The 22,614-nt window shown below is 62.5% G+C and carries 23 protein-coding genes; 13 read left to right on the top strand and 10 right to left on the bottom strand.

The genetic code is table 11. The features are described 5' to 3' along the window. Positions 1 to 53 precede the first annotated feature (53 nt). Positions 54 to 1,064: a fatty acid desaturase gene (locus FJ936_RS12790; protein ID WP_181166283.1), complete on the bottom strand. Its 1,011-nt coding sequence runs from the start codon at positions 1,062 to 1,064 to the stop codon at positions 54 to 56. Between the two features lie 228 nt (positions 1,065 to 1,292). Here FJ936_RS12790 and FJ936_RS12785 point away from each other — a divergent pair, with 228 nt between their 5' ends. Both FJ936_RS12785 and bmt read left to right on the top strand, forming a co-directional pair. After that, positions 1,293 to 2,150, top strand: a complete 858-nt coding sequence (locus FJ936_RS12785) for a helix-turn-helix transcriptional regulator (protein ID WP_140714851.1) — start codon at positions 1,293 to 1,295, stop codon at positions 2,148 to 2,150. Between the two features lie 95 nt (positions 2,151 to 2,245). Continuing rightward, entirely contained in the window at positions 2,246 to 3,268 is a 1,023-nt protein-coding gene (gene bmt, locus FJ936_RS12780) for a betaine--homocysteine S-methyltransferase (protein ID WP_015317437.1), read from the top strand. A gap of 17 nt (positions 3,269 to 3,285) precedes the next feature. Here the strand turns inward: bmt and FJ936_RS30505 are convergent, their stop codons facing one another. From FJ936_RS30505 to FJ936_RS12745, 7 genes are all read right to left on the bottom strand, one after another. Next, complete coding sequence (locus FJ936_RS30505; protein WP_181171379.1) at positions 3,286 to 3,555, bottom strand: hypothetical protein; 270 nt, start codon at positions 3,553 to 3,555, stop codon at positions 3,286 to 3,288. 352 nt (positions 3,556 to 3,907) lie between these two features. Further along, positions 3,908 to 6,094 (bottom strand): VWA domain-containing protein, encoded by a 2,187-nt coding sequence (locus FJ936_RS12770; RefSeq protein ID WP_140714849.1) that lies wholly within the window; start codon positions 6,092 to 6,094, stop codon positions 3,908 to 3,910. A gap of 2 nt (positions 6,095 to 6,096) precedes the next feature. Then, a complete protein-coding gene (locus tag FJ936_RS12765) occupies positions 6,097 to 6,657 on the bottom strand; it encodes an RNA polymerase sigma factor (protein WP_141906634.1) in 561 nt (186 codons plus the stop codon). Positions 6,658 to 6,777: 120 nt separating this feature from the next. Continuing rightward, positions 6,778 to 7,956, bottom strand: a complete 1,179-nt coding sequence (locus FJ936_RS12760) for an NAD(P)/FAD-dependent oxidoreductase (RefSeq protein WP_140791788.1) — start codon at positions 7,954 to 7,956, stop codon at positions 6,778 to 6,780. Between the two features lie 100 nt (positions 7,957 to 8,056). After that, positions 8,057 to 8,794, bottom strand: a complete 738-nt coding sequence (locus FJ936_RS12755) for a dienelactone hydrolase family protein (protein ID WP_140791760.1) — start codon at positions 8,792 to 8,794, stop codon at positions 8,057 to 8,059. A 106-nt stretch (positions 8,795 to 8,900) separates the two neighbouring features. After that, positions 8,901 to 9,581, bottom strand: a complete 681-nt coding sequence (locus FJ936_RS12750) for a 4Fe-4S dicluster domain-containing protein (RefSeq protein WP_181171377.1) — start codon at positions 9,579 to 9,581, stop codon at positions 8,901 to 8,903. 97 nt (positions 9,582 to 9,678) lie between these two features. Beyond that, positions 9,679 to 11,253 (bottom strand): trimethylamine methyltransferase family protein, encoded by a 1,575-nt coding sequence (locus FJ936_RS12745; RefSeq protein WP_140615930.1) that lies wholly within the window; start codon positions 11,251 to 11,253, stop codon positions 9,679 to 9,681. A 287-nt stretch (positions 11,254 to 11,540) separates the two neighbouring features. On the opposite strand from FJ936_RS12745, the gene FJ936_RS12740 reads away from it, so the two are divergent. Further along, on the top strand, positions 11,541 to 12,239 hold the full coding sequence (locus tag FJ936_RS12740; protein ID WP_015317429.1) for a B12-binding domain-containing protein: 699 nt from the start codon (positions 11,541 to 11,543) through the stop codon (positions 12,237 to 12,239). 82 nt (positions 12,240 to 12,321) lie between these two features. Here FJ936_RS12740 and FJ936_RS12735 read toward each other — a convergent pair whose 3' ends face one another. Further along, positions 12,322 to 12,459: an entericidin A/B family lipoprotein gene (locus FJ936_RS12735; RefSeq protein WP_015317428.1), complete on the bottom strand. Its 138-nt coding sequence runs from the start codon at positions 12,457 to 12,459 to the stop codon at positions 12,322 to 12,324. Between the two features lie 55 nt (positions 12,460 to 12,514). On the opposite strand from FJ936_RS12735, the gene FJ936_RS12730 reads away from it, so the two are divergent. After that, on the top strand, positions 12,515 to 13,144 hold the full coding sequence (locus tag FJ936_RS12730) for a DUF1638 domain-containing protein (protein WP_140661054.1): 630 nt from the start codon (positions 12,515 to 12,517) through the stop codon (positions 13,142 to 13,144). Between the two features lie 5 nt (positions 13,145 to 13,149). On the opposite strand, the gene FJ936_RS12725 is transcribed toward FJ936_RS12730, so the two are convergent. Then, positions 13,150 to 14,070: an NAD(P)-dependent oxidoreductase gene (locus tag FJ936_RS12725; protein WP_140661053.1), complete on the bottom strand. Its 921-nt coding sequence runs from the start codon at positions 14,068 to 14,070 to the stop codon at positions 13,150 to 13,152. A 120-nt stretch (positions 14,071 to 14,190) separates the two neighbouring features. Here FJ936_RS12725 and FJ936_RS12720 point away from each other — a divergent pair, with 120 nt between their 5' ends. The 9 genes from FJ936_RS12720 (at position 14,191) to FJ936_RS12680 (ending at position 22,609) form a co-directional block, all read left to right on the top strand. Further along, positions 14,191 to 14,766 carry a DUF4893 domain-containing protein gene (locus FJ936_RS12720; protein ID WP_140791758.1) on the top strand — a complete coding sequence of 192 codons (576 nt, stop codon included), beginning with the start codon at positions 14,191 to 14,193 and terminating at the stop codon, positions 14,764 to 14,766. Between the two features lie 122 nt (positions 14,767 to 14,888). Continuing rightward, entirely contained in the window at positions 14,889 to 15,671 is a 783-nt protein-coding gene (locus FJ936_RS12715; protein WP_015317424.1) for a formyl transferase, read from the top strand. 202 nt (positions 15,672 to 15,873) lie between these two features. Further along, positions 15,874 to 16,176, top strand: coding sequence for a virulence factor (locus tag FJ936_RS12710; RefSeq protein ID WP_015317423.1), 303 nt, complete (start codon positions 15,874 to 15,876; stop codon positions 16,174 to 16,176). After that, positions 16,169 to 16,783 (top strand): methylenetetrahydrofolate reductase C-terminal domain-containing protein, encoded by a 615-nt coding sequence (locus FJ936_RS12705; protein WP_140791756.1) that lies wholly within the window; start codon positions 16,169 to 16,171, stop codon positions 16,781 to 16,783. Before FJ936_RS12710 ends, FJ936_RS12705 begins: the two co-directional genes overlap by 8 nt. Next, on the top strand, positions 16,780 to 17,871 hold the full coding sequence (locus FJ936_RS12700) for a methylenetetrahydrofolate reductase (RefSeq protein ID WP_015317421.1): 1,092 nt from the start codon (positions 16,780 to 16,782) through the stop codon (positions 17,869 to 17,871). Before FJ936_RS12705 ends, FJ936_RS12700 begins: the two co-directional genes overlap by 4 nt. An 81-nt stretch (positions 17,872 to 17,952) precedes the next feature. Next, on the top strand, positions 17,953 to 18,927 hold the full coding sequence (locus FJ936_RS12695) for a methyltetrahydrofolate cobalamin methyltransferase (protein WP_140723911.1): 975 nt from the start codon (positions 17,953 to 17,955) through the stop codon (positions 18,925 to 18,927). Beyond that, on the top strand, positions 18,878 to 21,007 hold the full coding sequence (locus tag FJ936_RS12690; RefSeq protein ID WP_140791754.1) for an ASKHA domain-containing protein: 2,130 nt from the start codon (positions 18,878 to 18,880) through the stop codon (positions 21,005 to 21,007). The genes FJ936_RS12695 and FJ936_RS12690 overlap by 50 nt, the downstream gene beginning before the upstream one ends. A gap of 177 nt (positions 21,008 to 21,184) precedes the next feature. Continuing rightward, complete coding sequence (locus tag FJ936_RS12685; protein ID WP_140615922.1) at positions 21,185 to 21,370, top strand: hypothetical protein; 186 nt, start codon at positions 21,185 to 21,187, stop codon at positions 21,368 to 21,370. Positions 21,371 to 21,598: 228 nt separating this feature from the next. After that, entirely contained in the window at positions 21,599 to 22,609 is a 1,011-nt protein-coding gene (locus FJ936_RS12680; RefSeq protein WP_140615920.1) for an alpha/beta hydrolase, read from the top strand. Positions 22,610 to 22,614 lie beyond the last annotated feature (5 nt).

Raw genomic sequence — 22,614 nt, 5'->3', positions numbered from 1 at the left:
ACGCGGCGCCCAATCAGAATTGGCCGACACGTTATCCACTCTACACGCGGATACTATTCCTTGGGCGGTTCGGCGGGAACCGGCGCGCTGCCAAGCCCACTGATGCTGCGCGCCCTGACGCGCGGCTTGAACGCCCTGCCCGGCTCGGGCGCGCGCCGCAGAACCGGATGCACGATCGGCTCCTTGGCCTTGAAGGCATAGGATCTGAGCAGCGCGAAATAGTTCGGATAGGCATAGCCATTGTTCATCCGCAGCCATTCCTCACGCCGGTCACGAAACAGCTTCGGCAGCCGGTACCAGGCGATGGTCGGGCTCTTGTGATGGACGAAGTGCAGATTGTTGTTGAGGAACAGGAACGACAGCGGCGAGCGCTCGACAATCACCGTGCGGCCTTCCGGATGCTCCGACCACTGGTGCTCGGCATAGGTGCGGATCGAGATCAGCGACTGGCCGAGCCAGACCGGCACCAGCACATAGAGCCAAACCGGCATGCCGAAGCCGAACTGCACGACCGGCAGCACCACGGCAAGGCCTATCGCATGCAGCAGCCAGGCCTTGCGGATCGCCTTGTCTCCGGCAATCACGTGCTTGGCGTCATCGATGAAGAAGCCGATGCAGGACAGCCATGGCCCCAGGACGAGGCGACCGGCCATGGTATTGTTGACCTTCAGCACGAATTTCATCAGCGGCGGCATTTCTTCGTGCATCCAGAGCGCCTGGTAATAGCTCTCGGGATCGTCGAGCGGATCGGTCAGCCGCTCGTCCGCGTGGTGGCGCAGGTGAATGGTCTTGAAACGGCGGAACGGCCAGGCAAGGCCGATCGGCAGGAAGACGAAAGCTTCATTGACGAGGCCGTTGCGGGTCGGGTGACCATGCAGCACCTCGTGCATAATAGAGGATTGCAAAGCCAGCGTGACGGCCATGACGATCAGTGCAGCTATGGGATATGACGGCCAGAGGAAGAAGCCGGCGGCCAACCATGTGCCGTAGCAGAAGAAAGCGAGAACCACGGTCGGCCATTCGATGGCCGATCTGCTGCTTCGACGGATGCTCTTGCCAGTCATGCTATCGACCACTGTCCTCAGTCGCCGGAACCCCAACCGGTTCCTGACAGCATTGTGTCAGGAGATATGATTCCACTCAACGCGACAAAGTGCACAAAATGTTGCGTCTGCGCATTCTTGGCTGCATATGTTATACATTGTAAACAGTCTTAGGGATTCGTTTACGCCTGAAGCGCTTCTTCGGCCGCTTCGGCGAAAAATTTTCCTCCCGATCCAAGGAGTGAGATGATGGACAAGCGCGACTTGTCGGCAATCTTCCGGGAGCGTCTGAAGCTCCTCCTGACACGCTCCGACCTCAACCAATCGGCTTTCGCGTCAGCAGTCGGCATCGACAGGTCGGCGCTGTCGCAACTGATGTCAGGTGCCTCGACCCGCCTGCCGCGCGCCGAAACCTTGCTCAACATCGCCGCCGAATTCAAAGTGTCGCTAGACTGGCTGCTTGGTCTTAGCCAGGACGAGGGCGTGACCGGCGAAATCCGCGAGAGCCTGGAGATCGAGGAAGCGCCCGACGGTTTCGACCGCACGCTGCTCGCCAAATGGTTCGCGGAAGCGGCGGGCACCAAGATCCGCTATGTGCCGGCTGGCATTCCCGATCTCCTGCGCACCCACGCGCTCGTCGACTACGAAGCCAACATCACCAACAGGAGCCGACTGGCGCAGGCCAGCGAAACGCAATACCGCATCGAGTACAACCGGCGGCCGGAAACCGACATGGAAGTCTGCATGCCGCGCCACACGCTGGAGATCTTCGCCCGCGGCCTCGGTGTGTGGGACCGTTTCCCGGCGGCCGACCGCCAGCAGCAGCTTGCCCATATGGCGACGCTGCTCGACGACCTCTACCCGACCTTCCGCCTGTTCCTTTATGATGGCCGCATGCGCTATTCGATCCCGCTGACCATATTCGGCCCCTATCGCGCGGCGATCTATGTCGGCGACATGTATGTGGTGCTGAACGCCACCCAGCCGGTCCAGGCCCTGACCCAACATTTCGACAATCTGATCCGCGCCGCCGACATCAATCCGCACGAAGCGGCCGCCTTCGCGCGCAACCTGGCCGGCATGTCGTTCGCATCAGGCTCTACCTGAGCGCTCAGCACCGCATTTTCATTGACTAGACATAAAGACTTCTTTATATCCTTATTCGAATTCTAAGACATGTTCAGGACACGAAAGCCAATCCGATGACGACGAGCAATCCGATCGATGCGCTGCTGGCTGAAAAGGGTGTGCTGCTGGCCGATGGCGCCACGGGCACCAATTTGTTCGCCATGGGTCTGGAGGCCGGCGAGGCGCCGGAACTGCTGAACGAAACCGCGCCCGACACCATCACCAGCCTGCACCAGAATTTCGTCGACGCCGGCGCCGACATCATCCTGACCAACTCGTTCGGCGGCACCCGCCACCGGCTGAAACTGCACCATGCGCAGGACCGCGTGCACGCGCTGAACAAGCGCGCAGCCGAGATCGCCCGCGCTGTCGCCGACAAGGCCGGCCGCAAGGTGATCGTCGCCGGCTCGGTCGGTCCGACAGGGGAATTGCTGGTGCCGCTTGGCGCCATGACCTATGACGAAGCGGTCGACGCCTTTGCCGAGCAGATCGAGGGTCTCAAGGAAGGTGGCGCCGAAGTCGCCTGGATCGAGACGATGTCGGCGCCCGACGAGATCCGCGCGGCGGCCGAAGCCGCCATCCGCGTTGGCCTGCCCTACACCTATACCGGCTCGTTCGACACCGCCGGCCGCACCATGATGGGCCTGCTGCCGAAAGACATCCACGGCGTCGCCGACGGCCTGTCGCAAGCGCCGCTCGGGGTTGGCGCCAATTGTGGCGTCGGCGCTTCCGACATCCTGGCCTCGCTGCTCGACATGACCGAGGCCAAGCCGGAGGCGACTGTCATCGTCAAGGGCAATTGCGGCATTCCCGAATTCCGTGGCACCGAGATCCACTATTCCGGTACGCCGGAACTGATGGCCGATTATGTCCGGCTCGCCGTGGATGGCGGAGCCAAGATCATCGGTGGCTGCTGCGGCACCTCGTTCCAGCATCTGGCCGCGATGCGCAAGGCGCTCGACGCCCACACCAGGGCGGATCGTCCGACCGTCGAAAAAATCGTCGAGCGCATTGGCCCGATGCGCAACAAGGTGGCGACGGCAAACACCGCCGAGACCAGCGAAGCCCGCCGCGAGCGGCGGCGCAGCCGCGCCTGACGCGATTCTTTTTGCGGTTATTCACTATTGTCGGCGTAGCTTGACTGCGCCGACTTGAAATCGACCACGTTGTCGCCGCGCATTGTTGCCAGCGCACCGGATGCGCTCGGATCAGAAATCTGCTCCAGCATGACACGGAAGCGGTCATTGGTCAGCGCCGACATGGCGGTGTGGCGCGCCTGCGCGACATCGTCGCTGATGCGTCTGGATTCGGCTGACGGGGCTGATAAACCCGCCGAAGCATCACGTGCCGGCGGAGTCGGGTTGGCGATGGTTGTGATTTTCAATTCCGGCTCCCTCAAGCCTTAGACATGACCGGTGTAGCGAGAGGAAATTGCGATCCGGTACCGGAAATGCCGAGCAATTTAACGATCCTGCGCGCTGCTCCTGGATCGGTTGAGATTCAGGTCAGGCCGAGCCGAAAACAGTGACTTCCGAGAACCGGAGCGGAGCGTACTTAAGTACGTGAGCACCGGAAGCGCAGGAAGCCACTGTTTGCAGGCCGGTCTCACCTGATTATCGAACCGATCCGAAAAAAGGCCGGCAAGGGCAAAGATCCCTCGCCGGCCTGCCTCACCCGCCCGTGGGCCGGTTATCAGAACGATCCCATCATCTGAAAGAAACCGGCCGTCATCGCCACTACCGGTTGCCGCCCAGCGCCGAGGCAAGGCGCACAAGCGAAAGGAACTCGGACCTGTACCCAAACGGGTCGGCTCCTCGGGCGGCAGTGGCAATCTCCATGATCTTGTCGTAGCCGAACTTCGCGGTCGCATCCTCGTCGCGCAGCTTCTGGCCGAAGGCCGCGACGGCGACGGAGAAACGCTGGTCGGTACTGGCCTGATCGAAGGACGCGACCTCGTTGGCCGAGGTCACCGGCGTGGTGATCAGCTTTGAGACGTCCTCGTTGGGCAGCTTGTAGCGGATCTTGACGAAGGCATATTCGTCCGCATTGGCGACGCCGCCATTGTTGACCGTCGCCTGGCCGTAGCGCAGCGGATCGATCTGCTCGCCGCCACCGCCTTTGGACGTGATCTCGTAGATCGCGGTGACCGAATGGCCCGAGCCGATATCGCCGGCATCGACGCGGTCATTGTTGAAATCCTCGCGGTTGAGCGCCCGGGTCTCGTAGCCGATCAGCCGGTATTCCGACACCTTGTCCGGGTTGAACTCGACCTGGATCTTGACGTCCTTGGCGATGGTGAACAGCGTCGAGGAGGCATCTTCGACCAGCACCTTCTCGGCCTCGGCCAGCGTGTCGATATAGGCGGCGGTGCCGTTGCCGTTCTGGGCAATGGTCTGCATCATTTCATCGTTCAGATTGCCGCGGCCGAAGCCGAACACCGACAGGAACACGCCGGTCTTGCGTTCGCTCTCGATCAGCCGCTTCAGGTCGTCATCATCGGTCTGGCCGACATTGAAGTCGCCGTCAGTGGCAAGCATCACTCGGTTGACGCCATCCTTGATGAAGGACTGCTGGGCAAGCTTGTAGGCTTCCTTGATGCCGGCCTCGCCTGCCGTCGAGCCACCGGGCTGCAGATTGTCGATGGCATTGAGGATCTTGTCCTTCTCGGCAACCTTTGTCGGCATCAGCACGGTGCCGGCATCGCCCGCATAGGTGACGATCGAGATGGTGTCGTCGGCCTTCAGCTTGCTGACCAGCAGCCGGAACGCCGACTTGAGCAGCGGCAGCTTGTCCGGTTCGTCCATCGAGCCCGACACGTCGATCAGGAAGACCAGATTGGCCTTCGGCTGCTCGGTCGGCTTGATGTCGAAACCCTTGATGGCGACGTGCATCAGCTTGGTGTGCGCGTTCCACGGCGTCGGCATGACGCTGACGGTCGAGTTGAACGGCGTTGAGGCCGATTCCGGCCCCTTCCAGTCATAAGGGAAGTAATTGATCATCTCCTCGACGCGGACCGCGTCGGCTTGCGGCAGGTAGCCCTGCTTCAGCGAGCCGCGCACGAAGGAATAGGACGCGGTGTCGACATCGATCGAGAAGGTCGAGACCGGGTCTTGCAGTGCCGCATGCACGGGATTGGTCTTGAAATCCTGGACGCGATCGCGGTTTTCCTCCTGCGGCGCGATCTGGTCGGCCGGGATGGCCGCCGGCTGCTGCGGGGCCATAAGCTTGGGCTCGGCAGCCTGGACGCGACTGGCCCGCGCGGCATTAGGCGCGTTTGGCATGAGGCCGGCACTCTCCCGTGAAACCTCACCACTGGGTGCGGGGGCCGGCCTGGAGGTTGGCAAAGTTCCATACTCCACCTCCTTGCCGCTGTAGGTCTTTAGGTCAAACCTCGACGATACAGTGGGGCTCACCGGCGCGCCCGGTTGTGCTGCGCCACCGGCGGCATCCGATTCGGAGTTCGGCGGTGCGGCCGGCGCAAGAGCATTGCTGGCGTCGCGGCTTTCCACATCCAAGTCTGCCTTCTTGTCCTTCTCCAGCGCCGTGGGAGCCTGTTTCGGCTCGGCGACGGTTGGCTTCTGCGTCGCCGGCTTGTCGGCCAGCGTCTCGGTGATCTTCTCGTCGCCGCCGAACGGCGACGGCTGTTCCCTCAGCAAATGGAAGGTGGCGTACCCAGCGATCGGCAGGGCGACGAGCCCGGCAAGGGCCGGCGTGGCAATGAGTTTCTTTTGCATGATCTCGCTCCAGAGCTTTTGTGCTCGCTCCGTGAGACGAAGGCCGCCAACCGATCCTTGGGTGACGGCGGAAATATTTTCCTGATCATAGGCGCGCAGGGCAGCTTCGAAGGCGCGTGCCTTCGCGCTCTCGCCCGGCGCCGGTACCGCTGCATTGCGCAGCTTTCTGAGTTCGTTGTCGTCGACCATGGTCACACTTCCCCGGCTGAACGCATCAACGTCTTCAGCCGTTTCTTCGCTTCATGGATGTGCCAGGAAACCGTCGTCTCCGAGATCGCCATCGCCTCGGCGGCGGCCGCGTGGCTCAAGCCTTCGCCATAGACAAGCATTACGGCACCGCGCTGCTTGTCCGGCAATTGCCGCACCGCCGCCCACAACGCCTCGGTCGGGTCTTCACCCTCGGCCGGGCCTTCGCTCGAAATCAGCGCGTGGACGCCATAGGCCTCGGTCTTGACCGTCTCGCGCTGGGTGTTGCGCATCGTGTCGCGCGCGGCGTTCATCGTCATGGTGTAGAGCCATGTCGTGAATGCGGCGCCGCCGCGATAATCGCGGATCGCCTTGCCCAGCCTGACACAGACTTCCTGGGCGATGTCTTCGGCATCGGCCTTCCTGCCGCACCAGCGATAGGCGGCGCGATAGACGAAGTCGTAGTGACGCTCCAGCAATTTGCCGAAGGCCCCCCTGTCTCCGCCCTTCGCCCGCCCGATCAGTTCGGCGTCGGAGGCTTCGCTCTCATCCAGCATCATCGCCATCATTTGCCTGTTGGACGAAGGCTAATGGCTAATCCTTGGGGTGATGGAAAGATTTTTCTCGAATTTGGACGTTCGCGTGTAGGGCGTGGCGAGTGAGGTCAGGCCGGTCTCACCTGAACGTCAACACGCCTGGCCCGCAGCCCAGCCAGACGACCACGCCCATTGGAAATTATAGCCGCCGAGCCAGCCGGTGACGTCGACGACCTCGCCGATGAAGAACAGGCCCGGCACCAGCTTCGCCTGCATCGTCTTCTGGTCGAGGCCGTTGGTGTCTACCCCGCCGAGCGTCACTTCGGCCGTCCGGTAGCCCTCCGAACCGGCTGGCTTGATGCGCCAGTCGTTGACCGCGGCCTCGACGGTTTTGATCTGGGCCTCGGAAAGATCGGCGAGGTTACCGTCCAGCCCGGTTCGCTCGGCTATCGCCTGTGCCAGCCGTTTCGGCAAATGGTTTGCCAGCACGGTCTGCACCGCTTGCCGGCCATTGCCACGCCTGGCAGCGCGGATGAGTTCAGCCACATCCATGCCCGGCAGCATGGCGATGCGGATCTCATCGCCCTCGCGCCAATAGGAGGAGATCTGCAGGACGGATGGCCCGCTGACGCCGCGATGCGTGAACAGCATCGCCTCGGAAAACCGCGTCTTGCCGCAGGCAATCTCGGCGTCGACCGCGTTTCCGGCCAGGGGCGAAAACCGCTCAAGCGTTTTTGCGTCGAAGGTCAGCGGCACCAGGGCAGGCCGTGTTTCGACGACGGCAAGGCCATACCGTTCCGCAAGCTCGTAGCCGAAGCCCGTCGCGCCCATCTTGGGGATCGACTTGCCGCCACAGGCCACGACCAGGGACTGGCAGGAAACCGAGCCCGTGGAGAGAGCGAGTTCAAACCCTTCCTCGGTTCTGCCGATAGCCTCGACGCGGGTCGACAATACCAGCTCGGCGCCCCTGCTCCGCATTTCCGAGACCAGCATATCGATGATCTGGCGCGCGGAGCCGTCGCAGAACAGCTGCCCCAATGTCTTCTCGTGGTAGGCAATGCCGTGGCGTTCGACCAGCGCAATGAAGTCGCGCTGCGTATAGCGGCTGAGCGCCGAGATGCAGAAATGCGGATTCCTCGAGATGAAATTCTTCGGGCTCGCATGGATGTTGGTGAAATTGCACCGGCCACCGCCGGAGATGCGGATCTTTTCGCCGGGTGCCGCCGCGTGATCGAGGATCAGCACCGAACGGCCGCGCTTGGCGGCTTCCACGGCGCACATCATTCCGGCGGCGCCGGCGCCGATGATCACGACATCATAGGATTGCATCAGGTTGATCGTTCCCGCGCGGCTCCCGCTCATTCAGCGAGACCGCCCTGATACCGCGAACGGATCGGGCAGCCAACAGGCGGGAATAGCCGCGCGAGACTCAGGTCAGTGTCTCGGCAAACAGCGCCGTCAGCCGTTTCCAGTGACGCTCGGCTCCCCCTTCGTTGTAGACACTGTGGTCGGGCACGCACCAGCCATGCGCCATGCCGACATAATTCTCCAGCAGATGGTCGACTCCCGCCGTCCTCAGCGCCTCGGCCAGCTTGGTCGACTGCTCCGGTGGGAAACTCCGGTCGACGCCCGCCATGCCGACATACACACGCGCCTTGATGGAGGCCGCCTTGCGGTGCGGGCTGTCGGCGGCATCGCTGGCGAGGTTGCCGCCATGGAAACTGGCGGCGGCCTTGACCCTGTCGGGGTAGGTTACAGCGGCGTTGAGCGCCCGCGCCCCGCCCATGCAATAGCCGACAGTGCCGATCGGTCCCGTGACGCCTTCGCCGGCGAGCGCGTCGACAAAGGCGGCGCTGTCGCTGATGGTCATTTCCTGCGTCGTGCCGGTGACCAGCGCCATCAGCGGCGCCCTGGTCCTTTCTTCGACAAAAGCGGTCTTGGCGTCGAACGGGCCATAAGGAGCATTGCGGTAGAAGAGATCGGGCACCAGCACCGCATAGCCCTCGCCCGCCAGCCGTTCCGCCATCAGGTCAAGCGCCGGGCGCGGACCGAAGGCGTCCTGGTAGAGAATGACGCCAGCCTTGGCTGAAGAAACCTTGGCCGAGCGGAACAGGCCTGCCTTCGCCACACCGTCACGGGTCTTGATGTGAAGGTCCTGCTTCATCATTGCGTGCTCCGTTTGCCAGATGCGCGATACATATCCGCGCAAGCCGCCACGGCAAGGCGTTCCCTGAGCCAGGCGGTCAACATTTCGTGCGGGATCGCGTGATGCGCTAAAGACCAGCGAACGCAGCCATGTGGAAGGCCTGGACCTCCGGCGGATAGCGATAGGACGCGCCATAGGGGCAGGCATTGCGATCGAGGCAACCGCCACTGCGGCACGGCTCGCCATTCGCCCCCCGCACATGCGCCAAGCAGGCCTGGTAGGCGAAACCATCCGTCGAATAAGCGGCGACCGGACAGGATTTCAGACAAGGTTTGTCGACGCAGGTGTCGCAAAGATGGATCGTCTCCCGAAATTCCGGAAGCGTTATCTCGTCCTCGAACAGCAGCGCGCCGCGATAAGCATGCCAAAGCCCGTATTGCGGATGCATGAGGATGCCGAGCGGCGACGGCCTCAGCCCTTCCGCCCGAACAGCCCATTGCTGGAACGGCAGGTAAGGTTTGTCCGACGGCGAAACGACGCGGGCACCAAACTCTTGCGCCACCTCGCCGATGACCTCCCGCGACCAGGTGTCGAGCGGATCGGCGATCGCCTGTGGCTGCTGGTCCCGCCAGCGCAGGAAATGCGGCCAAGTCGCGGCGCCCGCCTGCCCTACCAGCAGGACAGACTTTGCCGGCTCACCCGAGGCGCCATCAGGGCCACCCTCGTCATCGGGAAAGAGAAAGCCGCCACGCAGGATGAGGCCGTTGGCGCCAAGCGCGGCCGTGATCTCGTCGATCATGCCGCGCACGCAATCATCCCTTCTTGTCCGGATCGGAGAAGGCGCTCCGCCAGACTTCCTTGTGGATGATGTTGGCGACTTTAGCCCCGCCTGACTCGGGCTCCTTTCAGGTGAAGGCGTCGGGCATCGACCCCTTCTTCTTGGCGATGAAATCCTTCAAGGCTTCATCGATGCCTTCATCAAGGTGCGGCGCTTCGTAAGCCTCCAGCCAGCGCCGCGCCAGATCGTTGGCGCGCTGCGGTGCGGTCTTCTGGCCCTCGGCCAGCCACTGCTCGTAGGAGTTGTTGTCGGCGATCGACGAGCGGTAGAAGGCGGTCTGGAAATTGGCCTGGGTATGGTCGCAGCCGAGATAGTGGCTGCCTGGGCCGACCTGGCGGATGGCGTCCATCGCCTGGCCGTTCTCCGACAGGTCGACGCCCTCGGAGAATTTCTGGGTCATGCCGAGCTGGTCGATATCCATCATGAATTTTTCATAGCAGGAGGCCAGCCCGCCTTCGAGCCAGCCTGCCGAATGCAGGACGAAATTGGTGCCGGCGAGAATGGTCGAGTTCAGCGTGTTGGCGCTCTCATAGGCTGCCTGTGCGTCCGGAACTTTCGAAGCGCAAAGCGAGCCGCCGGTACGGAACGGCAGGCCGAGCCGGCGGGCCAGTTGTGCAGCGCCATAGGAGACCAGCGACGGCTCCGGCGTGCCGAAGGTCGGCGCGCCCGACTGCATCGAGATCGACGAGGCGAAGGTGCCGAACAGCACCGGCGCGCCCGGACGGATCAGCTGCGTGAACGAGGCGCCGGCCAGCACTTCGGCCAGGACCTGCGTCAGCGTGCCGGCGACCGTCACCGGGCTCATCGCGCCGGCCAGGATGAACGGCGTGACGATGCAGGCCTGGTTATGACGCGAATAGACCTTCAGGGCGCCAAGCATGGTCTCGTCGAACACCATCGGCGAGTTGGCGTTGATCAGGCTGGTCAGCACCGTGTTGTTCTCGACGAAGTCGTCGCCGAAGACGAGCTTGGCCATCGCCACCGTGTCCTCGGCGCGCTCCGGTGCGGTCACCGAACCCATGAACGGCTTGTCGGAATATTTGATGTGCGCGTAGACCATGTCGAGATGACGCTTGTTGACCGGCACGTCGACCGGCTCGCACACCGTGCCGCCCGAATGGTGGATCGACGGCGCCATATAGGCAAGCTTCACGAAATTCTGGAAATCCTCGATCGTCGCGTAGCGCCTGACGCCGTCGAGATCGCGCACGAAGGGCGGACCATAGACCGGCGCGAACACCGTCGCATTGCCGCCGATCTGCACCGAGCGTTCTGAATTGCGGGCATGCTGGGTGTAGATGGGCGGCGCGGTCTTCAAGAGCGAACGGCAGAGCCCCTTGGGAAAATGCACGCGCTCGCCCTTGACGTCGGCGCCGGCCTCTTTCCAGAGCTGCAGTGCTTCGGCGTCATCGCGAAAAATGATGCCGATCTCTTCCAGCACCGTGTCGGTGTTCTTCTCGATCAGCGCCAGGCCTTCCTCGTTCAGCACCTCGTAGACGTTGATCTTGCGCTTGATATAGGTGAGCTGGGTGCCGGGGCCGCCGCCTGAGCGCGCCGCACGCCTGGCCGCCGCTCCGCCACTGGCGCCGCGCCCACGCCGCGCGTTTGACGCTTCCTGGTCGACTGCCGCGTGTTCACTCATGATAGCTCTTCCCTGAATATGGCCCGCCTGACTATGGCTGGTCCGTAACCGTTGCGGCCGCATGACGCGGCTTGCCCGGATCGTAGCCATGCACCCTATTCGAAACGGCCCGTCCGCGCCAACGCCTGTCGCAAAATCGACAAGAAAACCGATAGATTTTCCAGTCGCTTTCCTTTTGCGGGAAGTCGCAAATCAGCTATGGATACCCGCCCGTTGCGGGTTAGGTATGAACACCATTATTTTGTGCCTTGCGACACAGTCGCGATGCCGTGAGGAGCTGGATAAAAATGTCCGACGACGAGATCATCCTTTCCGAGCTTTCCGACGACGAGCTGGTGCAGCAGATGCACGACGATCTCTATGACGGGCTGAAGGAAGAGATCGAGGAAGGCACCAACATCCTCCTCGAGCGCGGCTGGGCGCCCTACAAGGTGCTTACCGAGGCGCTGGTCGAAGGCATGCGTATCGTCGGCGAGGATTTTCGCGACGGCATCCTGTTCGTGCCGGAAGTGCTTTTGTCCGCCAACGCCATGAAGGCTGGCATGTTCATCCTGCGTCCGCTGCTCGCCGCCACCGGCGCGCCGAAACAGGGCAAGATGGTGATCGGCACCGTCAAGGGCGACATCCACGACATCGGCAAGAACCTCGTCGGCATGATGATGGAGGGTGCTGGCTTCGACGTCATCGATCTCGGCATCAACAACGCGGTCGAGAAGTATCTCGACGCGATTGAAAAGCACCAGCCCGACATCATCGGCATGTCGGCACTGCTCACCACCACCATGCCCTACATGAAGGTCGTCATCGACACGATGAAGGAAAAGGGCATTCGCGACGACTACGTCGTGCTGGTCGGCGGCGCGCCGCTCAACGAGGAATTTGGCAAGGCCGTCGGCGCCGACGCTTATTGCCGCGACGCGGCGGTAGCGGTCGAGACCGCCAAGGATTTCATGAAGCGCAAGCACAACGTGCGTGCTTCGGCCTGATCCAAGGCATCAGGGCGACGAAAAAGAAAAGCCGCGCCTTGCAGCGCGGCTTTTTTGTCCCCAGATGAGAGACGGCCGCCGATCAATTGGCGACGGTGTCCTTGACCGCCCTCGCCGTCGATTTGACATCCTTGCCGACACCCCGAACGGTGTTGGCGCAGGCCGTAAGTGCAAGAGCGCAGGCAAGGATAGCCATCGGCGCTATGCGTAGCAGTTTCATGGACGGTGTCTCCCTCGACAGATAAATTAGCCCCACAGCGAAAAGCCGGCTCGACTTGGTCAAGACGAAAAAAACAAAACCGAATCAGACAGACAGGCTGCTCGTCATCGCCTGCGGGATGATTGCGCGCGAGGTGTTGGCCGTCAAGGAACAGCTCGGGCTGGATCACCTCGAATTGACGTGTTTGCCGGCGGAGTTTCATTTCCATCCCGACCGCATCGCGCCGGCCATGGAAAAGGCGATCGAGAAGGCCAGGGCGGAAGGCTATGAACACATCTTCGTCGGCTATGCCGATTGCGGCACTGGCGGCCTGCTTGACCGCGTGTTGGAGAAGCATGGCGTCGAACGCATGGCCGGCCCGCATTGCTTCGCGTTCTATCAAGGCATGGACGCCTATGGGAAGGTCGCCGACGACGACATGATGTCCTTCTACATGACGGACTTCCTGTGCCGCCAGTTCGATGCCTTCTTCATGAAGCCGCTCGGGCTGGATAAGCACCCGGAGCTGATCAAGGACTATTTCGGCAATTACGAGAAGCTGATCTATCTGGCGCAGACCGATGATCCGGAGCTCGACAAGGTCGCGGAAAAGGCCGCCGCCCTGCTCGGCCTCGCCTATGAGCGCCGCTCCACCGGTTTTGGCGACCTGACGCCAGGCCTGGCGCGGGCGGCCGCGAACGCCTGACGGCTTCAGGCCGGGTCTTCGGCTGCCAGCGCCGCCAGCACGTCGGCAAAGCTCGTCCTGCAGGCAAAACCCAGCCTGTCCCTCGCCCGCGACGCGTCATAGATCCGGTCGATCGAGGAAAACATCGTCCAGCCCTTCCTCGCGTAGAGAGCGGGAAATTCAGGAAAATACCGCGCCACCACGGACGGCGCGTCCCTGATCAACGCCTCGCAATCTTCGGGTTGGAACGGCGTCGGCGCACAGATGATGAAGGTGTCGAAGCCGAGCTCCGGTGCCTTCTCCAAGGCGGCGACATGCGCCTGCGCCGCGTCCTCTACCATCAGCCGCCGAAACAGCAGTTCGTTCGCCTTGGTGTTGGCGTCCGACTGCTCGATGGCATGCGCCATGTCGTCGGCCTCGGGGAAGAAACGTGCCGTGCGCAGCACCACCACCGGCAGGCCGTGCTGGAGGTGGTAGAGACGGCAGAGATGCTCGGCGGATAGCTTGGTGACGCCATAGATGTTGCGCGGCTCGGGCGACATCGCTTCCGTCAGCCACGCCGCCTTGCGCGCACCGCCCTTGAAGCCGTCGCGTATCGCCTGCGAGATCATCAGCGAGGTCGTTGACGTGAAGACGAAGCGTTGCACATTGGCCGCCACCGCCGCGTCGAGCAGGTTTAGCGTGCCTTGCACGTTGGCCGCGATGAAATCGCTGTTGGCGTGGCTGTCTATGTTGGGCTTGTGCAGCGCGCCGCTGTGAATAATGGCCTCTATCCGGTTTTCTCCGACGGCACGCATGACGAGGTCACGGTCGGCAATCGAACCGACGATCCGCGTTTCGGCCGATGGAACGGGATCGAGGCCGGTCACGTCATGTCCAAGCTCACGCAGGAGTGGCGCCAGCGCGCTGCCCAGCCAACCCGACGATCCCGTAAGCAAGATTCGCATGCGTCACACCATGAGTTTTGACCGAGACGCTGTTAAGCACGGATGACAGGCGCCAGCGACCCGGTAAGTTATGCGCCAGGCGGCGGCAGCGCCGTTCCAGACAAAACAGGGAATTCTTTGATGATCCTTCGCTCATTGATCGCCGCCCTTGGTCTCCTCTGCTGTACTTTGCCCGCCCTTGCCGACGGACAAGTGCAAAAACTGATCACGCCTGCCGATAAGGCGCGGCTCGACAAATATGGCGACATCCGCAAGGCGGCGCTCGCCGAAGCAAAGGCGGGCAACCCCGCCGAGCTCAAGCAGCTCGACACGCTGTTAGCCAAGCCGCTGGTCGCCTTCTCCGATAAGGATCTCACGGGCAACTGGCGGTGCCGCACGATCAAGGCCGGCGGACTGAGCCCGCTCGTTGTCTATGGCTGGTTCAAATGCAGGGTCACCGATGATGGCTCCGGCTGGCGGCTGGAAAAGATCAGCGGTTCTCAGCGCACCCAGGGCCGCTTCTTCGACGACGGCGACAAGCGCTCGATCTATCTTGGCTCCGGCTCCGTCAACGACGATCGGGCAAAGCCCTATGGCAGCGGCCCGCAGACCGACCAGGTTGGTTACGCCTTCCGAAACAGCGCCAAGGAATGGCGCATCGAGTTCCCCGCGCCCTACTATGAATCGAAGCTCGACATCATGGAGTTCAAGCGCTGACCAAGTCTTCATGCGCTGACCGGGGTCTTCATGGGTTGGTAAGGCTTCCGGCATACCAAGGATTAACCCGCCCGCCCTAAGGTCCGGCCACATCAGCCGGTCCTTGGAGCACGGAAAGATCAATGGCAGCGTCGCAACCAAATCCGCGACCTATTGTGGTCGTCACCGGTGGCGGCGCGCATGTCTGGGCCATGATCAACGACCTCGCCGACCGCGTCGGCCCTGTCAGCGTCGTCCTCGAAATCCCTGAATCTAAAAAGCAATTGCTGCGCGGCCGCGCCCGACGCCAGGGCTGGATCTCTGCCATCGGCCAGCTCGGCACTATGGTGCTGAGCAGGCTCGGCAAACGGCTTAATGTCAAACACGCCGCCCGGTTGATTGCCGAGGAGAAGCTTGAAACGGAACCGCGGCAAGGCCAGGTCATCATCCATGTGGCATCCGCCAACGGGCCGGAATGTCTGCAGGCAATCGAGACGATCAAGCCCGGCGTCGTGCTGCTGAACGGCTGCCGGCTGATTTCCAGGGAGATGCTGGCCAAAATGCCGTGTCCGGTGCTCAACTATCATGCCGGCATCACCCCGAAATATCGCGGCATGAATGGCGGCTATTGGGCGTTGACGTCAGGCGATCCGCAGAATTTCGGCACCACCGTCCATCTGGTCGATGCGGGCGTCGACACTGGTGGCGTGCTGAAGCAGGTGCGCGGCGAGCCGAAACAAGGTGACACCATCTCAAGTTATGCGCTGCGCCAGGCGGCGTTTTCGCGCGACATCTGCGTCGAGGCGGTCAGCGACGCGCTGGCCGGTAAACTCGCAACGTTCGATCCAGGACTGCCATCGAAGCTGTGGTACCACCCGACGATCTGGTTCTACGTCTGGACAGGGCTGAGAACCGGCATCTGGTAACGCATCCAGCGTCCGGAACAGCGCAAATTCCACCGCCATTGCCGCTGCAGTGACCCCGTCGCGGCATGGGGCGCAAACGAATAAACGCACCTTTCATTTTACGACATCCGAATGCGTCGCTTTTGAATGCGCGCGCGTCGTCCCATAACAAGCGGGCCAACTGCGCTTGCGGCAATGCTCGGGGATCGAGGAGCGAGAATTCATGGCCGATCTTATCGTCGTCTACTGGCGCGACATTCCTGCCCAGGTCATCGTCAAGAAGGGCCGGCAGAACGCCAAGCGCGAACTACCGTTGCGCTTCACCGAGGCGATCGACATGTGCGCCATGCGCACCGGCGCCGGCGGCACGGACGACTATCTGGCCGAATGGCGCAAGGCTGATCCAGTTCCGGTCGGTGACGATCTCGAAGCCGAGGTCGAAAAGGCCTTCAACGAGATCGACGCGAAATATGACCGCGAGCGGCTGGTCGCTCTGGTCAAGGCCGGCGGCAAAGAAAATGTCTGAAACCACTCCCGTGAGCAAGGAAAGCGTGGCCATTACGCAGGCCACTCAGGTCAAGAAGGCGGCGCCGAAGTCCGACTACAAGCCGGCCGATGTCTCGCCGCAGCGGCGCGTACAGCGCTCCTTCGCGATACGGCTGTGGTCGATCAGGCATTCGCGCTTGCTCGAATGGTTCTACGCCCGCTTCGCCGACACCTTCTTGCTGCTGCACCCCTTGTGGAAGGGTATCGGCTATGGCCGTGTCGAGGCTCCAATCAAGTTCGTCGAAAAGCGCGTAAAAGGCTTCATGTTCGACTGCCGCATGTGCGGTCAGTGCATCCTGTCCTCGACCGGCATGTCTTGCCCGATGAACTGCCCCAAGCAGTTGCGCAACGGCCCTTGCGGCGGGGTGCGCGCCAACGGCAATTGCGAGGTCGAACCCGATATGCCCTGCGTCTGGGTCAAGGCCTGGGAAGGTTCGCAGAACATGGTCAACTCCGACAGGATCCTCACCGTGCAGAAGCCGGTCGATCAGTCGTTGCGCGAAACCTCTGCCTGGCTGCGGGTGACCGCGCAGGCCGCGGCAGCCCGTGAAGCCGCCGCTGCCGCGAAGACCGGAGCGTCCGCGTGACCGGCCGCCAGCTCGACGAAAATCCGGCCGGCATCCATTTGCCGCTCGATCCCCTGCCCGGCCACACCTCGCGCGGCCGGCTGGAGCGCGTGCTCAGGCGCGGCGAGTTCGCGGTGACGACCGAACTGAACCCGCCCGACAGCGCCGATCCGGAGGATGTCTACAACCGTGCGAAGATCTTCGACGGCTGGGTCGACGCCATCAACGCCGTCGATGCGTCCGGCGCCAATTGCCATATGTCGTCGGTCGGCATCTGTGCGCTTCTGACCCGCATGGGCTACGCCCCGATCATGCAGATCGCCTGCCGCGACAAGAACCGCATCGCCATCCAGGGCGACGTGCTGGGCGGCGCCGCGATGGGCGTCGCCAACATGCTGTGCCTGACCGGCGACGGCGTGCAGGCCGGCGACCAGCCGGGCGCCAAGCCGGTGTTCGACCTCGATTCCATGTCGCTGTTGGAGACCTGCCGCATCATGCGAGACAACGGCAAGTTTCTGTCCGGCCGCAAGCTGACGACGCCGCCGCAGCTGTTCCTGGGCGCTGCCGTCAATCCGTTCGCGCCGCCTTTCGACTTTCGCCCGATCCATCTCGGCAAGAAGATCGCCGCCGGCGCGCAATTCGTGCAGACGCAGTATTGCTTCGACGTGCCGATGTTCAAGACCTTCATGCAGAAGGCACGTGATCTCGGCCACACCGAGAAAGTGTTCATCCTGTGTGGCGTCGGCCCTCTCGCTTCCGCCAAGACGGCAAAATGGATCCGCTCCAACGTGCCGGGCATCCATATCCCTGACGCTATCATCAAGCGGCTGGAGGGTGCCCAGGACCAGAAGAAGGAAGGCAAGCAGCTCTGCACCGACATCATCAACGAGGTGAAGGAAATTCCCGGTGTCTCCGGCATCCATGTGATGGCCTATCGCCAGGAGGAATATGTCGCCGAGATCGTCGATGAATCGGGCGTGCTGAAGGGCCGCCAGCCGTGGAAGCGCGAGATCCGCCGCGACGACCAGATGGTCGCCGACCGGCTGGACCGCATCCTGCACGACGACATTACCGAAACCCAGGTGGACATGGTGAAGACCGCGCATTGACTTGCGCGGAGAGCGACCATTCGCTTGATCGACAAGAGATAACGATATAAAGAACTCTTTATATCACGACGGAGAGATTTCATGACCCGGACCATCGTCGCCTCGGCGACACGAGAAATCATCATCGGCTTCGACCAGCCTTTCTGCGTGATTGGCGAACGCATCAACCCGACCGGCCGCAAGAAGCTCGCCGCCGAAATGGTGGTTGGCAATTTCGAGACCGTCATCAAGGACGCGCTGGAGCAGGCCGCCTGCGGCGCCACCATGCTCGACGTCAATGCCGGCGTCACCTCGGTCAACCCGAACGAAACCGAACCTGGCCTTCTGGTGCAGACGCTGGAGATCGTCCAGGGCCTGGTCGATCTGCCGCTGTCGATCGACAGTTCCGTCACCGCCGCGATCGAAGCCGCGCTGAAAGTCGCCAAGGGCCGCCCGTTGGTCAATTCCGTCACCGGCGAGGAGGAAAAGCTCGAGGCCATCCTGCCGCTGATCAAGAAATACAATGTGCCGGTCGTCGCTATCTCCAACGACGAGACTGGCATTTCAATGGATCCGGATGTGCGCTTTGCCGTCGCCAAGAAGATCGTGCAGCGCTGCGCCGATTTCGGCATCCCGGCGCATGACGTCGTCGTCGATCCGCTGGTGATGCCGATCGGCGCGCTGGGCGATGCCGGCCGCCAGGTGTTCGCCCTGCTGCGTCGGCTCCGCGAAGAGCTCAAGGTCAACACCACCTGCGGCCTGTCCAACATCTCCTTCGGCCTGCCGCACCGCCACGGCATCAACGCCGCCTTCATCCCGATGGTGATCGGCGCCGGCATGACCTCGGCGATCATGAACCCGGTGCGCCCGCAGGAAATGGAAGCGGTGCGCGGCGCCAACGTGCTGAACGGCACCGACGAGAACTGCACCAAATGGATCAAGACCTACAAGGATTATAAGCCGGCCGAAGGCGGCCAGGCGGTGGCGGCGCCGACAGCGGTCAATGCGCCGGGCGAAGGCGGCGGCAATGGCGGCCGCCGACGCGGTGGCCGTGAAGCCCGCATGGGCCGGGGATAAGCGCGCAATCGTGAACTCGCCTGCAAACATAACCGATCCGCTCGTGCTGTTCATGCCGTCAGGCAAGCGCGGGCGGTTCCCTGTCGGCACGCCCGTGCTCGACGCCGCGCGCCAGCTCGGCGTCTATGTCGAGAGCGTGTGCGGCGGACGCGCCACTTGCGGACGCTGCCAGATCGAGGTGCAGGAAGGCAATTTCGCCAAGCACAAGATCACCTCCTCAAACGACCACATATCGCCCAAAGGCCCTAAGGAAGAGCGCTATGAACGTGTGCGCGGCCTGCCTGAGCGGCGCCGCCTCTCCTGCTCCGCCCAGATTCTCGGCGATCTCGTCATTGACGTGCCGCAGGACACGGTCATCAACGCCCAGACCATCCGCAAGGATGCCGACACCAGGGTCATCGCCCGCGATTCCGCGATCCGCATGTGCTACGTCGAGATCGAAGAACCAGACATGCACAAGCCGCTTGGCGATCTCGACCGCCTGAAGATCGCCCTGATGAAGGACTGGAACCTCAAAAGCCTGGACTTCGATTTTTATCTGCTGCCGCAGGTGCAAGGTATTTTGCGCAAGGGCAACTGGGCGGCGACCGCCGCCATCTACAAGGATACGGACACCGAGACAGCGCGCGTCATCGCGCTGTGGCCGGGCCTCAAGAACGAGGCCTATGGCCTGGCCTGCGACATCGGCTCGACCACCATCGCCATGCACCTTGTGTCGCTGCTGTCGGGCCGCGTCGCCGCCTCGTCCGGAACGTCGAACCCGCAGATCCGCTTCGGCGAGGATCTGATGAGCCGCGTCTCCTATGTGATGATGAACCCGGATGGCCGCGAAGGCATGACGGTTGCTGTCCGCGAGGCAATCTCCGGCCTCGTCGATAAGGTTTGCGCGGAAGGCAATGTCCAGCGCAACGACATCCTGGATTCCGTCTTCGTCGGCAATCCGATCATGCATCACCTGTTCCTCGGCATCGATCCGACCGAACTCGGTGGCGCGCCCTTCGCGCTTGCCGTCTCGGGCGCCGTTCGCATCAAGGCCTCCGACATCGGGCTGAAGCTCAACCAGGGCGCACGGCTCTATATGTTGCCTTGCATCGCCGGTCATGTCGGCGCCGACGCGGCGGCCGTGACCCTGTCCGAAGGTCCGCACCGCCAGGACGAAATGATGCTGATCGTGGACGTCGGCACCAATGCCGAGATCGTACTCGGAAACCGCACACGGGTCGTCGCTGCCTCCTCGCCGACCGGTCCGGCCTTCGAAGGCGCCGAAATCTCCGGTGGCCAGCGGGCCGCGCCCGGCGCCATCGAGCGCGTGCGCATCGATCCAGACACGCTGGAGCCGAAATACCGCGTCATCGGCTCGGAACTGTGGTCCGACGAGCCCGGCTTCCTCGACAGCGTGCAGGCGACCGGCGTCACCGGCATCTGCGGCTCCGGCATCATCGAGATCGTCGCCGAAATGTATCTCGCCGGCGTCATCTCCGAGGATGGCGTCGTCGACGGATCGCTTGCCGCGCGCTCGCCGCGCGTCGTTGCCAACGGCCGCACCTTCTCCTACGTGCTGAAGGAAGGCGAACCCAAGATCACCATCACCCAGACAGACGTGCGTGCCATTCAGTTGGCCAAGGCGGCGCTCTATGCCGGCACCAAGCTGTTGATGGAAAAACAGAACACCGAGCATGTCGACCGCATCCACTTCGCCGGTGCCTTCGGCTCCTTCATCGATCCGAAATACGCCATGGTGCTAGGTCTCATCCCCGATTGCGACCTCGACAAGGTCTCGGCCGTGGGCAACGCCGCCGGCGCGGGTGCTCGCATGGCGCTGCTCAATCGCGGCTATCGCCGCGAGATCGAGGAGACGGTGAGCCAGATCGAAAAGATCGAGACGGCGCTCGAGCCGAAATTCCAGGAGCACTTCGTCTACGCCATGGCGCTGCCCAACAAGGTCGACCCGTTCCCGAAACTGGCGGCGGCGGTGAAGCTGCCGCCGCGCAAGACGGTGAGCGAGGATGGCATCGCCGGAGATGCAGCACCGCGCCGACGCTCCCGCGAAGGTCATGCTGCTCGGCGCAGCCGCGAATAGACGCGCCGGCCACTCCCTCGATTTATTTGTATGCAAATGTTTCCGGATCGTCCGATCCGGAAACCGAAACGCTGTTTTCGCGAAATCCAGCAGATACATGCACAGCGCATTTACCCGCACATCGAACGGCGGCTGAGGACAGCCCTTGGCCATCGCCGTTCTTCAAGGGAGATGACAATGACGATGTTCGAAAATTTCGGCCGCTTGGGTGTGGCCATCAGGCAAGCCCACGCCAGGAACAAATCGATCCGCGCGCTGAACAGCTTGCCGGCGCATGTCCAGAAGGACATCGGCTGGCCGGCATCGCCGCCGAACGATCCGCAGGCCTCACTCGCCTCGCTGCTGCTAGGCTCTACGCGGTGACGACGTTCGCCGACAAATACAAATTGCTCGCCGTCCACCGGGGATCCCACACATCCCCGATGGCCACCAGCAACCGATTGCGCACGGCACTTTTGCCGCGGCGCCGACGACGCGCGGATCACACCAGCGTGTGGGCACGCCGTAAATCTTGACATTCTCGGCCAAGGCACGATCTTCGTTACAAGGGGAGTTCTCTTAGTCGGCTGCAGCCGAAGTTCGTGTATTCGCATGCCAAGTTTGAAAAGCCACGTTGTGTCCTTCGTGCTCAGGCACAGCCGCAAGCAAGCCTTTTCCAGCCCGGAAAACCTGCAGCGCTGGATCGTCGCCGCGCGCAAGAGGGAGGATCACCATCCGCCGGCCGCGCTGCATCAGCGTTTCGAAATCCAGACGCGCAGCGTGGACGGTTTTCCGGTCTACGAAATCGCCCCCAAGGCCGGAGAGCACAAGCGGATACTCTACCTGCATGGCGGCGCTTATGTCTTTGAGATCACGCCTTATCACTGGTATCTGATCGCCGACATGGCCGACCGGCTGGGCTACGGCATCACCGTGCCGATCTACCCCATCGCCCCGGAACACGATTTCCACGCCATGTTCGGCATGGTCGGCGCTGTCTACCGCCAGATGCTCGATGAGACAGAGGCGGAAGATATCGTCTTCATGGGCGATTCCGCCGGCGGCAACATGGCCGTGGTGCTGACCATGATGGCGGCGGACGAGGGTTTGCCGGTGCCGTCGCGCCATGTGCTGATTTCACCCGGCCTCGACGTCTCGCTCGCGAACCCCGAAGTGTTTGAGGCGGAGCGGAATGATCCATGGTTGGGCATCGCCGGCGGGCGTGAGGCAATCCGGCTCTATAGTGCCGGATTGGATCCGACAGACTGGCGTATCAGCCCGGTCTATGGCGATCTGTCGATATTGCCGAAGACACTGCTCCTGACGGGCTCCCGCGATCTTCTCACGCCCGACAATCTCATCTTTGCACAAAAAGCCAGCGCCGCCGGTGTCGAGGTGGAGCTGATCTACGAGGAAGGCATGTTCCACGTCTGGCCGCTGATTGACATGCCGGAAGCGCGGCGCGCGCGTCAGCACATCGTCGCGTTTCTCACGGACGACACCTACACTCGGGCTGAAAGGGAAACGGTCAAGTCGTCGACCAAAGCTTCATCCCAGTACACCAACCATTTCGGCCAGACGATCAATCGGCTCGGCGAACGTGACGAGATCGCCGAGCATTGAAACTC

Origin of the sequence: Mesorhizobium sp. B2-4-13, from assembly GCF_006658535.1 — a bacterium.
Taxonomy (GTDB): Bacteria; Pseudomonadota; Alphaproteobacteria; order Rhizobiales; family Rhizobiaceae; genus Mesorhizobium; species Mesorhizobium australicum.
This window is presented reverse-complemented; position numbering and strand designations above follow the sequence as displayed.

What these genes read in the sequence shown, in the direction of transcription:
- FJ936_RS12755 (WP_140791760.1), bottom strand. Translation starts at nt 8,794, where the DNA reads ATGATGAAGCAGGACCTTCACATCAAGACCCGTGACGGTGTGGCGAAG.
- FJ936_RS12735 (WP_015317428.1), bottom strand. Translation starts at nt 12,459, where the DNA reads ATGAAACTGCTACGCATAGCGCCGATGGCTATCCTTGCCTGCGCTCTT.
- FJ936_RS12705 (WP_140791756.1), top strand. Translation starts at nt 16,169, where the DNA reads ATGTCTGAAACCACTCCCGTGAGCAAGGAAAGCGTGGCCATTACGCAG.
- FJ936_RS12710 (WP_015317423.1), top strand. Translation starts at nt 15,874, where the DNA reads ATGGCCGATCTTATCGTCGTCTACTGGCGCGACATTCCTGCCCAGGTC.
- FJ936_RS12680 (WP_140615920.1), top strand. Translation starts at nt 21,599, where the DNA reads ATGCCAAGTTTGAAAAGCCACGTTGTGTCCTTCGTGCTCAGGCACAGC.
- FJ936_RS12720 (WP_140791758.1), top strand. Translation starts at nt 14,191, where the DNA reads ATGATCCTTCGCTCATTGATCGCCGCCCTTGGTCTCCTCTGCTGTACT.
- FJ936_RS12760 (WP_140791788.1), bottom strand. Translation starts at nt 7,956, where the DNA reads ATGCAATCCTATGATGTCGTGATCATCGGCGCCGGCGCCGCCGGAATG.
- FJ936_RS12790 (WP_181166283.1), bottom strand. Translation starts at nt 1,064, where the DNA reads ATGACTGGCAAGAGCATCCGTCGAAGCAGCAGATCGGCCATCGAATGG.
- FJ936_RS12745 (WP_140615930.1), bottom strand. Translation starts at nt 11,253, where the DNA reads ATGAGTGAACACGCGGCAGTCGACCAGGAAGCGTCAAACGCGCGGCGT.
- bmt (WP_015317437.1), top strand. Translation starts at nt 2,246, where the DNA reads ATGACGACGAGCAATCCGATCGATGCGCTGCTGGCTGAAAAGGGTGTG.
- FJ936_RS12690 (WP_140791754.1), top strand. Translation starts at nt 18,878, where the DNA reads ATGGCGGCCGCCGACGCGGTGGCCGTGAAGCCCGCATGGGCCGGGGAT.
- FJ936_RS12725 (WP_140661053.1), bottom strand. Translation starts at nt 14,070, where the DNA reads ATGCGAATCTTGCTTACGGGATCGTCGGGTTGGCTGGGCAGCGCGCTG.
- FJ936_RS12770 (WP_140714849.1), bottom strand. Translation starts at nt 6,094, where the DNA reads ATGGTCGACGACAACGAACTCAGAAAGCTGCGCAATGCAGCGGTACCG.
- FJ936_RS12715 (WP_015317424.1), top strand. Translation starts at nt 14,889, where the DNA reads ATGGCAGCGTCGCAACCAAATCCGCGACCTATTGTGGTCGTCACCGGT.
- FJ936_RS12785 (WP_140714851.1), top strand. Translation starts at nt 1,293, where the DNA reads ATGGACAAGCGCGACTTGTCGGCAATCTTCCGGGAGCGTCTGAAGCTC.
- FJ936_RS12740 (WP_015317429.1), top strand. Translation starts at nt 11,541, where the DNA reads ATGTCCGACGACGAGATCATCCTTTCCGAGCTTTCCGACGACGAGCTG.
- FJ936_RS12685 (WP_140615922.1), top strand. Translation starts at nt 21,185, where the DNA reads ATGACGATGTTCGAAAATTTCGGCCGCTTGGGTGTGGCCATCAGGCAA.
- FJ936_RS12765 (WP_141906634.1), bottom strand. Translation starts at nt 6,657, where the DNA reads ATGGCGATGATGCTGGATGAGAGCGAAGCCTCCGACGCCGAACTGATC.
- FJ936_RS12695 (WP_140723911.1), top strand. Translation starts at nt 17,953, where the DNA reads ATGACCCGGACCATCGTCGCCTCGGCGACACGAGAAATCATCATCGGC.